Here is a 12,852-nt window from a genome sequence, read left to right as displayed (position 1 = left end):
TTTTGTGACAAAACCGCGTCATTGCAGCCCCGCGCGTTATAAATCAACGACTTGTCAAAGCCCCGGAAACGCTGGGATGCGCGCGTTTCCCACAGATTTTTTCCGGGAAGATTGCTACCGATGAGCAGCTAGTGCATCGATTACCGAGGTTTTCTGGCATAATCGCGCCCCCTTACGACCGGGTCAGAAAACCTTCATGATCGATTTATTCAGCGGACTGGATGCGTGGGTGCTAGTGAGCCTGTTGCTCGCCCTGGCCTTTGTCCTCGCCTTCGAGTTCATCAACGGCTTTCATGACACTGCTAACGCGGTGGCCACAGTCATCTATACCAAAGCCATGCCGCCACACCTGGCCGTGTTCTTCTCCGGGGTGTTCAACTTCCTCGGCGTGCTGCTCGGGGGTGTGGGTGTCGCCTACGCCATCGTGCATCTGCTGCCGGTGGAGTTGCTGATCAATGTGAACACCGGCCACGGTCTGGCCATGGTCTTCTCCTTGTTGGCAGCGGCGATCACCTGGAACCTGGGCACCTGGTACTTCGGTATTCCGGCTTCCAGCTCCCACACGCTGATCGGCTCGATCCTCGGCGTCGGCCTGGCCAACGCCCTGATCAACGATATTCCGCTGGCGGACGGTGTGAACTGGCAGAAGGCAGTCGATATCGGCGCCTCGCTGGTGTTCTCGCCGATGGCCGGTTTCATCGTCGCAGCCCTGGTGCTGATCGGCCTGAAGTGGTGGCGTCCGCTGTCAAAGATGCACAAAACCCCGGACCAGCGCCGCAAGCTCGACGACAAGAAACACCCGCCATTCTGGAACCGCCTGGTGCTGGTGATCTCGGCCATGGCCGTGAGCTTCGTGCATGGCTCCAACGATGGTCAGAAAGGTATCGGCCTGATCATGCTGGTACTGATCGGCATCGTGCCGGCGCAGTTCGTTCTCGACCTGGGCAGCACCACCTACCAGATCGAACGCACCCGCGACGCCACCGTGCATTTGAGCCAGTTCTACCAGCGCAACAACGCCACCCTTGGCGAGTTCCTGGCACTGGGCAAAAGCGTGAAGGGCGACCTGCCGGGCAAGTTCCAGTGCAACCCGCAGCAGACCGAGCCGACCATCAATGCGCTGGTCGACACCTTGAAAGGCGTGTCCGACTATCATTCGCTGAGTGCCGACCACCGCATCGAAGTGCGTCGCTACCTGCTCTGCCTGGACGACACTGCGAAGAAAGTCGGCAAGTTGCCTGGCCTGGATGCGCGTGAGAAGTCCGACCTCGACAAGCTGCGCAAAGACCTGACCGCCACCACCGAATACGCGCCGTTCTGGGTGATTCTGGCAGTCGCCCTGGCCCTGGGCCTGGGCACCATGGTGGGCTGGAAGCGGGTGGTGCTGACCATCGGCGAAAAGATCGGCAAACAGGGCATGACCTACGCCCAGGGCATGTCGGCGCAGATCACCACCGCCACCATGATCGGCTTCGCCAACATCTTCGCCTTGCCGGTGTCGACCACCCACGTATTGTCGTCGGGCGTGGCGGGCACCATGGTCGCCAATAAAAGCGGCCTGCAAGGTGGCACGGTCAAGACCATCCTGATGGCCTGGATATTGACCCTGCCGGCAACCGTGGCCCTGTCGGCCGGGTTGTTCTGGCTGGCGTCCAAGGCGCTGGGCAGCTGATAAGCCGCCTGCAATAAAAAGGTGCGATCCGCGAGGGTCGCACCTTTTTTATTGGCTGCACCGAATCCTGTGTGCAGAGCGAACTCATTGTGGCGAGCGGGCTTGCCCCGCGTTGGGGTGCGAAGCGCCCCCAATCGAGCAAAACGCGGTGTACCTGATACGGCTCAGCGCCTGGCTTTGGGGCTGCTGCGCCGCCCAACGCAGGACAAGCCTGCTCGCCACAGGGAATCTGCGCTTCGACGATTCGACTTGCCCGCGAAAGCGGTGGGTCTTCAACATCAATGTTTGCTGGGCCGACGCCATCGGGAGCAAGCCCCCTCCCACATTTTGTACAGCGTTCGGCAGACCATTCCGGTCGGCTCTCAGGCCGCCGCGCTCTTGATCTTGATCTTAGGCGCCCCGTCAAACACGCTGGCCGAACGCAGGTTTTGGAGCGTGGCCCACGCTCCACAGCCTGCGTGAGGGCACACCGAGCCTGGGCGAGGTGCCGAGTGTTGGAGCAGGAGCGTTTTGCTTACTTTTGCGCTTTTCAAAAGTGAGCCGCCGTAAGGGCGGAACCCTAAGTCGTCGTTACCGCAGAAACAGATATGTACACCGAAAAGTCGCACCGCTCGTTGCTTCGAGCATCACGCTGGCTTAACTGAACGGCATTAGGGCTTGCCACAGGGATGGGGTCACCCCGCAAATACTCGGCAGCTGAATTTCAGGCAAAAAAAGGCGACCGAAGTCGCCCAAAATGCCTTGCGTGCCCTGTAATCCGCAAAGACCTTTGCGGATAAACATCAATAGGGCCACGTTAACGGAGACGGTGGAGCGAGGAATTGACCGGGGTCAATGGATGCACATTGTTTCAGCGCTTTTTCGGCTTGCCCTTCGGTTTTTTCTTCGGCTTTGCCAAAGGCATTGCCTGTTCAAACGCCTGGCGCACTTCATTCAAGCGCTTGTCATTGAGGTCATGCACGCGCTTGGCACGTTCGGCATTCAGATCGATCAGCTTGTCATCGTCACTCATGGCTTGGCTTACGTTGTGGCGGGGATGGCGCAATAATGCGGCCTGCCCCGCGTGACCGCAAATACACCTTCACACCTCGACGTCCACCCACAGCCCCTGACGTGGCTCATCCTCGATCAGAGGGATGACGGGAACGGTGTTGTCGGCGTTGAGCACATCGCCTGGAATCGCCAGATGCTGTTCCGGATCTTCATCGGCTTCGCGGCGGCGCTTCTGCTGTTCCTGCTGGCGGCGTTGTTCTTCACGCAGGAGGAAATTCGACTGCTCAGCGTCGCCCTTTTTCAGGTCGATGGTGCTTTCGTTGGAACTCGGCTGTACCGGCACCACGGGCGGGATATCCGGCTTGGGCCTTACCGGGTCCAGTTGCGACGTGACCGGTACGACGCTGACGGGCAACATGGGTGGCAGCATAATAATTACTCTCCTGATCTTCAGGCTGTCGGCGCGCTGCGCACCAACTTGAGCGCAGCATCGCCAACCTGTGACTCAGTCGACACTCACAAGTGCCCGCCACCCGTCGATTGAAGGCACGCGCGCCCACTCAAACGGAGTAGTTTTCGTCAGAGTCCTTGGGGGTCGGACCTTGTTCCGTTAAGATAGTCGGCTTTTTCACGGCGGGAGTCAGGCAGCATGTCGCAGCAGTATCAACCGGGGCAACGCTGGATTAGTGACAGCGAAGCAGAGCTGGGGTTAGGCACCGTTCTGGCACAGGACGGACGCTTGTTGACCGTGCTCTATCCGGCCACTGGCGACACACGCCAGTATGCGCTACGGAATGCGCCCCTCACTCGCGTGAGGTTTTCGCCGGGGGACTCCATCACCCATTTCGAAGGCTGGAAAATGACCGTACAGGAAGTCGACGACGTCGACGGCCTGCTGGTGTACCACGGCCTCAATGGGCAGAACGAGCAGGTCACCCTGCCGGAAACCCAACTGTCGAACTTCATTCAGTTCCGCCTCGCCAGCGACCGCCTGTTCGCCGGCCAGATCGACCCGCTGGCCTGGTTCTCGCTGCGCTACCACACCCTGGAACACACCAGCCGCCAATTGCAGTCCTCGCTGTGGGGCCTGGGCGGCGTGCGTGCGCAACCCATCGCGCACCAGTTGCACATCGCCCGTGAAGTCGCCGACCGCATCGCGCCACGGGTATTGCTGGCCGACGAAGTGGGCCTGGGCAAGACTATCGAAGCGGGCCTCGTCATCCATCGCCAGTTGCTGTCGGGCCGCGCCAGCCGCGTGCTGATCCTGGTACCGGAAAACCTGCAGCACCAGTGGCTGGTGGAAATGCGCCGCCGCTTCAACCTGCAGGTGGCCCTGTTCGACGAAGAGCGCTTTATCGAAAGCGATGCCTCCAACCCCTTCGAAGACACCCAGCTCGCGCTGGTGGCGCTGGAGTGGCTGGTGGACGACGAGAAGGCCCAGGACGCGCTGTTCGCCGCCGGCTGGGACCTGCTGGTGGTCGACGAAGCCCACCACCTGGTCTGGCACGAAGAAAAAGCCAGCCAGGAATATTCGCTGGTCGAACAACTCGCGCAAGTGATCCCGGGCGTGCTGCTGCTCACCGCCACCCCGGAGCAACTGGGCCAGGACAGCCACTTCGCGCGGCTGCGCCTGCTCGACCCGAACCGCTTCCACGACCTGCACGCCTTCCGCGCCGAGAGCGAGAACTATCGCCCGGTGGCCGAGGCCGTGCAGGAGTTGCTGGACAAGGGTCGTCTGTCACCCAAGGCGCACAAGACCATCCAGGGTTTCCTCGGCAACGAAGGCGAAGCGCTGCTGACCGCCGTCAACGATGGCGACAGCGAAGCCAGTGCGCGCCTGGTGCGTGAGCTGCTCGACCGTCACGGCACCGGCCGCGTGCTGTTTCGCAACACCCGCGCCGCCGTGCAGGGCTTCCCGGAGCGCAAGTTGCACGCCTACCCGCTGCCCAACCCGGACGAATACATGGAGCTGCCGCTGGGCGAACACGCCGAGCTGTACCCGGAAGTCAGCTTCCAATCGCAGCCGGACGTCGAGGAAGAACACCGCTGGTGGCGCTTCGACCCGCGCGTCGAGTGGCTGATCGACCAGCTCAAAATGCTCAAGCGCACCAAGGTCCTGGTGATCTGCGCCCACGCCGAAACCGCCATGGACCTGGAAGACGCCCTGCGCGTACGCTCCGGCATTCCGGCCACGGTGTTCCACGAGGGCATGAACATCCTCGAGCGCGACCGCGCCGCTGCCTACTTCGCCGATGAAGAATTCGGCGCGCAGGTGCTGATCTGCTCGGAAATCGGCAGCGAAGGCCGCAACTTCCAGTTCGCTCACCACCTGGTGCTGTTCGACCTGCCGTCCCACCCCGACCTGCTGGAGCAGCGCATCGGCCGTCTGGACCGGATCGGTCAGAAGCACATCATCGAACTGCACGTGCCGTACCTGGAAACCAGCCCGCAGGAACGTCTGTTCCAGTGGTACCACGAAGCGCTGAACGCCTTCCTCAACACCTGCCCCACCGGCAACGCCCTGCAGCATCAGTTCGGCCCGCGCCTGCTGCCGCTGCTGGAGAGCGCCGACGACAGCGAATGGCAGGCCCTGATCGACGAGGCCCGTGCCGAGCGCGAGCGTCTGGAGCAGGAACTGCACACCGGTCGCGACCGCCTGCTGGAGCTCAACTCCGGCGGCGCGGGTGAAGGCGATGCGCTGGTGGAGGACATTCTGGAACAGGACGATCAGTTCGCCCTGCCGATCTACATGGAAACCCTGTTCGACGCGTTCGGCATCGACAGCGAAGACCATTCGGAAAACGCGCTGATCCTCAAGCCCAGCGAGAAAATGCTCGACGCCAGCTTCCCCCTGGGCGACGACGAAGGCGTGACCATCACCTACGACCGTAACCAGGCACTGTCGCGCGAAGACATGCAGTTCATCACCTGGGAACACCCGATGGTGCAGGGCGGCATGGACCTGGTGCTGTCGGGCTCCATGGGCAACACGGCGGTGGCGCTGATCAAGAACAAGGCACTCAAGCCGGGCACCGTGCTGCTGGAACTGCTCTACGTGAGTGAAGTGGTCGCGCCGCGTGCGCTGCAACTGGGGCGCTACCTGCCGCCGGCGGCGCTGCGCTGCCTGCTGGACCCCAACGGCAACGACCTGTCCGGGCGCGTGTCGTTCGAGACCCTCAACGACCAGCTCGAAAGCGTGCCACGGGCCAGCGCCAACAAGTTCATCCAGGCCCAGCGCGATCAACTCACCCCGCGTATCAACGCCGGCGAAGAGAAGATCAGCCCGCGTCATGCCGAGCGTGTGGCCGAAGCCAAGCGCCGCCTGGCGGCGGACACCGACGAAGAACTGGGGCGTCTGACCGCGCTGCAGGCGGTCAACCCGACGGTGCGGGACAGCGAGCTGGTGGCGCTGCGCAATCAGCGCGAGCAAGGCCTGGCGATGCTGGACAAGGCGGCGCTGCGACTCGAAGCGATCCGGGTGCTGGTGGCGGGTTGATTGCCACCCTGCCCTGCTGACAGGAAGGCCCGCACCGTGCGGGCCTTTTTTATTCACTTGGGAATATCAGGGACTTTGACGGCCGCATCGGGAGCAAGCCGCCTCCCACATTTTTTGCAGGTGTTCACCGTTCAACCTGTGGGAGGGGGCTTGCTCCCGATAGAGTCAACCCGGCCTCAAGCCACCACTGCATCCGGCACCCCAACAGCTCCCAGCCCCTCCTTCATCTTCCTGGTATCGCGCACAAAACTGCGCGACGCCTGAAACAGAAACAGCATGGTCAGAAACAGCGCCACCGGAATCAGGTACATGGCGTCATGCAACCCAACTGCCTTGTAAGCCTCGGTCATCTGCTGCGCCCCCGCCGCATACATCGCTGAATGCGCAAAGTGATCGGACAGCCCGCCCACCACAATCGGCCCCATCCCACCGCCCAGCAGGTACAGTCCGGCGAAAAACAACGCCATCGCCGTAGCGCGCAAACGCGGTTCGACCACGTCCTGGATCGCCGTGTACACGCAGGTGTAGAAGTTATACGCAAACAGCCAGCCCACACTGAACAGCGCCACGAACACGCCAATCTCGATGCGCCCGGCGTGCAAGGCCCAGGCGGTGGTGACGGTGGAAATGATCAGGCTGAACGCCGCAAACAACAACCGCCCGTTGGCGACCCGCTGGTGAATCTTGTCGGCCACCCAGCCCCCCAGCGTCAGACCCACCAGCCCCGTCAGGCCGACGATTACGCCGGTGGCCACTGCAGCCTCCTGCAGCGGCAGCAGAAAATAGCGCTGCAGCATCGGCACCAGAAACGAGTTGCACGCATAGGTGGCGAAGTTAAAGCACAGCCCGGCCAGCACCAGCCAGAGGAAGGTCGGCACCGCCAGCACGCGGCGAATCGGGCGGTCGATATGTTCCTGAGAGACTTGCACGGTTTCCGCCGCGCCGCGCTTGGGTTCCTTGATGTAAAACATGAACACCGCAAGGATCATCCCCGGTACCGCCGCAATAAAGAACGGCGCGCGCCAGCTGTCGAACGCCTTGACCATCCAGCCGATGGTAAAAAACGCCAGCAACAGGCCCAGCGGCAGGCCGAGCATGAAAATGCCCATGGCCCGCGCCCGGCGGTGCGCCGGAAACAGGTCGCCAATCAGCGAGTTGGCGGCCGGCGCATAACTGGCTTCGCCGATGCCGATGCCCATGCGCACCAGCAGGAAGGTCCAGAAACTACCGACCAGACCGTTGACGGCGGTCAGCCCGCTCCAGGCAAACAGGCCCCAGCCCATCAGTTTGCTGCGTGAGCCGGTGTCGGCCAGGCGTCCGAGTGGCAGGCCGGCAATGGCATACACAAGGGTGAACGCGGTGCCGATGATGCCGAGCTGGAAGTCGCTGAGGTGCCATTCCATACGAATGGGCTCGATGATGATCGCCGGAATGGTGCGATCGAAGAAGTTGAACAGGTTGGCCAGGAACAGCAGGAACAGAATGCGCCAGGCATTCGCCGCTTGGGTCGAGTTCTGCATGGGGTCCGTCTCTTTTTATTGTTATGAGCGCAGCGATGCCCGATGCATCCTGCTCAGGTCACTGCAACATAGTCAGGCAAGCGGCGCTTGTCTGTAATGATTCGTAAAGCTGATAGGGCATGATGTGACCCGGCGTTCCGGGACTTTTCCTACAAAAAATATAAGTGCGTCCCCTCTTCCCAACGGCCACGGCCCGGATAGAATGGCGAGCCTTCCCGTTGTACCTCCCCCTTACCTTTCTTATCGATGACGCCCATGTCCGAAGCCAGTCCGTGTCTGAATTGCGGTGCCTGCTGTTCATACTTTCGTGTGTCTTTCTTCTGGGGTGAGTGCGCCTCATCCGGCGGCACGGTGCCCGATGACCTGGTGGTACAGATCAACCCGACCCGCGTGGCGATGATCGGCACCGACCAGAAACCCGCGCGTTGCTGCAGCCTGGAGGGTGAAGTGGGCAAAGGCACCAGCTGTTCGATTTATGAACTGCGCTCGAGCCCGTGCCGCGAGTTTGACGCGTCGTGGAGCCAGGGCGAGCAGAACGTCGATTGCGATGCGGCCCGCGCGGCGTTCGGCCTGTTGCCACTGGAAGCGCCCCCCTTCGAACTGGCGTTGCCCATCAGCGCTTAGCACCAAACGTTATGCCCGGCATGCCAAAATCAAATGAAAGCAATATGCCATTACGCCTTGCGAATTCCATGAGCCTTCTATACTCGTCTCCATAGGTCATCGCCGTAGGCCGTGACGCAACTACGCAATGACGGGACATGCTATGGAATGGCTGGGTCTGCACTTTTTCACCGACCTACCGCACAACGGTCACTTATTACTCAATTGCAGCCATAACCCTTTTCTGGTGCTGCTGTCCTACCTCGTCGCCTGTGCGGCCGGTTTCGGCACGCTGGACATGGCCGAGCGCGTCGGCCACGTCGAAGACCCCACCGCGCGTCGCCACTGGCGCTGGCTGGGTGCCGGGTGCCTGGCGGGCGGCATCTGGTCCACCCACTTCATCAGCATGCTGGCCTTTCAGGTGCCGATCGCCATTCACTATGAACTGATCACGACGTTCGTCTCACTGCTGATCGCACTTGTCGCGTCGCTGTTCGCCATGAAAACCCTCAGCCACGCGACCCTGCGCTTTGATCAGTACCTGCTGGCGTCGCTGTGGATGGGCATGGGCATCGCGCTGATGCACTACGTGGGCATGGCGGCCATGCGCTCCCAGGCCCAGGTGTATTTCGGCGCCGGGCTGTTCATGGCCTCGGTGGCCATTGCTATCGGCGCCAGCCTCGCGGCCCTGTTGCTGTCGAGTTACCTGCGCAACGGCGCGGGGGTGTTTCACCAGTTGCTCAAATACGCCGCCAGCCTGGTGCTTGGCGCCGGCATCATCAGCATGCATTTCACCGGCATGGCGGCCATGCAGATGGTGGTGCCTGCCGGGGCCGACCTGTCCGCACCTTCGGACAATAATCCAATCCAAATGGGCCTCTCGGTGGCAGTGATCACGCTGCTGGTGATCGGCAGCAGCATCAGCGCCGCCCTGGCCGACAAGAAACTGCAGCACAAGGAGCGTGACCTGCGGCGGGTCAATGCACTGCTCAGCGAACTGGACCAGGCGCGGGCTTCACTGCAGCAGGTGGCCCATTACGACGCACTCACCAGCCTGCTCAACCGCCGGGGCTTCAACCAGATCTTCGCGGAGAAGCTCGCGGAGAAAACCGCTGCCAGTGGCATGATGGCGGTGATCTTCCTTGATATTGACCACTTCAAGCGCATCAACGACAGCCTCGGACACGACGCCGGCGACCAGTTGCTGACCGTGCTGGCCAGCCATATCAAGAGTTCGGTGCGCAGCCATGCCGATGTGGTCGCGCGCTTTGGCGGCGATGAATTCTGCATCCTCATCAGCATCCACCATCGCGACGAAGCGCGGCACCTGGCCCAACGCATCATGCAGCAGATGAAAGAGCCCATCGAACTGGCCGGGCGGCGCATGGTGATGACCACCAGCATTGGTATCAGCCTGTTTCCCGATGACGGCGTAACCTGCGAAGAACTGCTGAAAACCGCTGACCTGGCGCTCTACCAATCCAAGGATGCGGGGCGCAACAGCCTGAATTTCTTCAGCGCCAACCTGAAGACCCGCGCCTTCCTCGAGCTGCAGCTGGAGGAAGAGTTGCGCGCAGCCTTGCGCGAGCGCACGGGACTGGTGCTGTTCTATCAACCGATCTTCGACATGAAACTGGGCAAGGTCACCCGCCTGGAGGCACTGGTGCGCTGGCAGCACCCGCAACACGGCCTGCTGGCACCCGACCGTTTTATCGGCATCGCCGAAAGCAATGGGCTGATTGCCGAACTGGATAACTGGGTGTTGCGCCAGGCCTGTCACGACTTGAGCGTTTTTTCCGACAAGGGCTATGGCGACCTGAACATGACCGTGAACTGCTCGGCGCTGAACCTGGCACGTGATGAGTTGGCCGATGAAGTCGAGGACGCCCTGCGTTTCAGCGGGATCGCCGCTACCCGCCTGGAACTGGAAGTCACGGAAAATGCGTTGATGGGCAATATCAGCAGCACGCTGGCACTGCTGCGGCACATTCGTGCGCTGGGGGTATCCCTGGCCATCGATGACTTCGGCACCGGTTATTCGTCCCTGGCGTACCTCAAGCGACTACCGCTCAACACGTTGAAGATTGACCGCTCGTTTATCCAGGACCTGCCCAAGTCCGCCGCCGACATCGAGATTGTCCAGGCCATTATCGGGATGGCGCACACGCTGCATCTGAACGTGGTAACCGAGGGCGTGGAAACCCAGGCGCAGTTCGACTTATTGCACAAGCATGGTTGCGATTTTATCCAGGGCTATCTGTTGAGCCCGGCGGTGCCCGCGAACGAGGTGATTGGGGTGATTCAGGGGATTCACCTGCGTAATCCACTGGCGCCCGAGGCTTCGCTGGTCAAGGAGCCGGCGCCGAACCAGCCGGGACCTGCTGCCTTGGTCAGGCCGATTCGGTGACGCTGCGGGTATTCAATGAGGGCTGCGGCGCCGTTTATATTTTCGCGGACAAGCCCGCGCCCACAATTTGACCGCATTCATCCTTCAGGAATGCGATCACGTGTGGGAACGGGCTTGCTCGCGAAGACAATCTGACAGCCGACCAATAATGATCGCTCTGCCACATTCTGAAACAATCTCTACCGACTGCGCTCCCGCTCAAAACTGTTCCCGTGACGTTAACGTCACCCTATCTGTGACCTTTTGCCACGGCAAGGTGCCATCACCGCTGCAGCGGTTACTCCGCTACACACTTCACCCGCGAAAAATAACGCACCTTTTCTGTGCGGCTATTTATTGCGCCGCCCTTTCCTGGATCAGAATCCACGGCGAGACCACCACCGCCCACAGGCTCGGGTCGCGCTCAACCAGGTCCAGCGCCCGCGTCGCAGACACTTCGCCAAGGTGGCCTGCGGCCAGCCAGGCGGCGACCTTGTCGCGGTTATCCTCGGCCATTCCCTCAGCGGCCTCGATCAAATCCAGGCCGGCATCGACCCACAATAGGGCACCCTTGGCGAAGAACGGCTCGAGCTCCTTCCAGGATATTTCGGCGGTTTCACCGAGCAGCTTGGCATAGAGGGTGCTAGGTTCTTGCGTCATGGGAGTTCACCTGAAGAAAAAATCGGCGCAATCATAACGTTGAGCTTCAGTCAGAAAAACCCAGTTGCAAATGCGTCATCGAAAGAAAGTGTCAGGAAAGCCAAGGATTGCGCAGAATGCTGGCATTACCCCGCCGCAATTCTATCTTTTACTTTCATTTAAGCGACACCCCCTGGATTTGCCCCCAGCACCCAGCTTTTCAAGCGATCAACCGGCGCTCTACACTGTACCGGTACAGTTGCCAGGGCACCGCCGGGGGGATATCCGCATATCCGATCCGGTTCTGCAGCCCACAAGGCCGCTGGAACTATAAAAAATACAACAGCATGAGTGGAGCACTATGAATAAGGCTACTAAGCAGATTTCCAAACTGTTTGCCGCTATGGTCCTGGCTGGGGTTGCCGGCCATTCGTTCGCAGCCGACACCATCAAGATCGGCATCGCCGGTCCCAAGACCGGTCCTGTGACGCAGTACGGCGACATGCAATTCATGGGTGCCAAGCAGGCGATCGCCGACATCAACGCCAAGGGCGGCGTCGATGGCAAAATGCTTGAAGCCAAGGAATACGACGACGCCTGCGACCCTAAACAGGCCGTGGCGGTCGCCAACAAAGTGGTCAACGACGGCGTCAAGTTCGTGGTGGGCCACCTGTGCTCCAGCTCCACTCAGCCGGCATCGGACATCTATGAAGACGAAGGCGTCATCATGATTACCCCTGCCGCCACCAGCCCGGAAATCACCGCCCGTGGCTACAAGCTGATCTTCCGCACCATCGGCCTGGACAGCGCCCAGGGCCCGGCGGCCGGCAACTACATCGCCGATCACGTAAAACCGAAAATCGTCGCTGTATTGCACGACAAGCAGCAGTACGGTGAAGGCATCGCCACCGCCGTCAAGCAGACCCTCGAGAAGAAAGGCGTGAAAGTGGCCGTTTTCGAAGGCCTGAACGCCGGCGACAAGGACTTCTCCTCGGTCATCCAGAAGCTCAAGCAAGCCAACGTCGACTTCGTCTACTACGGCGGCTACCACCCGGAGCTGGGCCTGATCCTGCGTCAATCCAAAGAGAAAGGCCTGAACGCCAAGTTCATGGGTCCGGAAGGCGTGGGCAACGACTCCATCTCGCAGATCGCCCAGGGCGCCTCCGAAGGCCTGCTGGTCACCCTGCCGAAATCCTTCGACACCGACCCTGCCAACAAGGCCATCGTTGAAGAGTTCGCCAAGAACAAGCAGGACCCGACCGGTCCGTTCGTGTTCCCGGCCTACTCGGCAGTTGAAGTGATCGCCGCCGGTATCACCGCCGCGAAGAGCGAAGACACCGCCAAAGTGGCCGAAGCCATCCACGCGGGCACCTTCAAGACCCCTACCGGCGATCTGAGCTTTGATGCCAAGGGCGACCTGAAGGACTTCAAGTTCGTGGTCTACGAATGGCACTTCGGCAAACCAAAAACCGAAGTTTCCCCTCAGTAAGCCAGGCGTTACTGCCCCAACAAGCCCACTGTGAGAGCAGTGGGCTTTGTTTTA

General features: G+C 60.9%; 9 protein-coding genes. 5 read left to right on the top strand and 4 right to left on the bottom strand.

Going from position 1 to position 12,852, the window contains the following annotated elements; all coding sequences use genetic code 11:
• Nucleotides 1–196 precede the first annotated feature (196 nt).
• Complete coding sequence (locus tag JOE32_RS23790; RefSeq protein WP_209989706.1) at nt 197–1,672, top strand: inorganic phosphate transporter; 1,476 nt, start codon at nt 197–199, stop codon at nt 1,670–1,672.
• Between the two features lie 850 nt (nt 1,673–2,522).
• Here JOE32_RS23790 and JOE32_RS23785 read toward each other — a convergent pair.
• Nucleotides 2,523–2,684: a hypothetical protein gene (locus JOE32_RS23785; RefSeq protein WP_209989703.1), complete on the bottom strand. Its 162-nt coding sequence runs from the start codon at nt 2,682–2,684 to the stop codon at nt 2,523–2,525.
• A 69-nt stretch (nt 2,685–2,753) separates the two neighbouring features.
• Nucleotides 2,754–3,095 (bottom strand): aspartate-semialdehyde dehydrogenase, encoded by a 342-nt coding sequence (locus JOE32_RS23780; RefSeq protein WP_209989700.1) that lies wholly within the window; start codon nt 3,093–3,095, stop codon nt 2,754–2,756.
• 219 nt (nt 3,096–3,314) lie between these two features.
• Between JOE32_RS23780 and rapA the strand changes: the two genes are divergently transcribed.
• A complete protein-coding gene (rapA, locus tag JOE32_RS23775; RefSeq protein WP_209989696.1) occupies nt 3,315–6,161 on the top strand; it encodes an RNA polymerase-associated protein RapA in 2,847 nt (948 codons plus the stop codon).
• 176 nt (nt 6,162–6,337) lie between these two features.
• On the opposite strand, the gene JOE32_RS23770 is transcribed toward rapA, so the two are convergent.
• Nucleotides 6,338–7,681, bottom strand: coding sequence for an MFS transporter (locus tag JOE32_RS23770; RefSeq protein WP_209989693.1), 1,344 nt, complete (start codon nt 7,679–7,681; stop codon nt 6,338–6,340).
• 255 nt (nt 7,682–7,936) lie between these two features.
• Between JOE32_RS23770 and JOE32_RS23765 the strand changes: the two genes are divergently transcribed.
• Nucleotides 7,937–8,305: a YkgJ family cysteine cluster protein gene (locus JOE32_RS23765; protein WP_209989689.1), complete on the top strand. Its 369-nt coding sequence runs from the start codon at nt 7,937–7,939 to the stop codon at nt 8,303–8,305.
• Nucleotides 8,306–8,447: 142 nt separating this feature from the next.
• The gene (locus JOE32_RS23760; protein ID WP_209989686.1) at nt 8,448–10,691 is read left to right on the top strand and encodes a bifunctional diguanylate cyclase/phosphodiesterase; all 2,244 of its coding nucleotides are present in this window, start codon (nt 8,448–8,450) and stop codon (nt 10,689–10,691) included.
• A 333-nt stretch (nt 10,692–11,024) separates the two neighbouring features.
• On the opposite strand, the gene JOE32_RS23755 is transcribed toward JOE32_RS23760, so the two are convergent.
• Nucleotides 11,025–11,330, bottom strand: a complete 306-nt coding sequence (locus JOE32_RS23755; RefSeq protein ID WP_057007837.1) for a DUF2288 domain-containing protein — start codon at nt 11,328–11,330, stop codon at nt 11,025–11,027.
• Nucleotides 11,331–11,670: 340 nt separating this feature from the next.
• Here JOE32_RS23755 and JOE32_RS23750 point away from each other — a divergent pair, with 340 nt between their 5' ends.
• Complete coding sequence (locus JOE32_RS23750; RefSeq protein WP_209989684.1) at nt 11,671–12,798, top strand: branched-chain amino acid ABC transporter substrate-binding protein; 1,128 nt, start codon at nt 11,671–11,673, stop codon at nt 12,796–12,798.
• Nucleotides 12,799–12,852 lie beyond the last annotated feature (54 nt).

The sequence above is a fragment of the Pseudomonas sp. PvP025 genome (assembly GCF_017832155.1).
GTDB lineage: Bacteria > Pseudomonadota > Gammaproteobacteria > Pseudomonadales > Pseudomonadaceae > Aquipseudomonas.
Note: the sequence above shows the minus strand (reverse complement) of the source record. Positions and strands in the feature narration are given on the sequence as shown.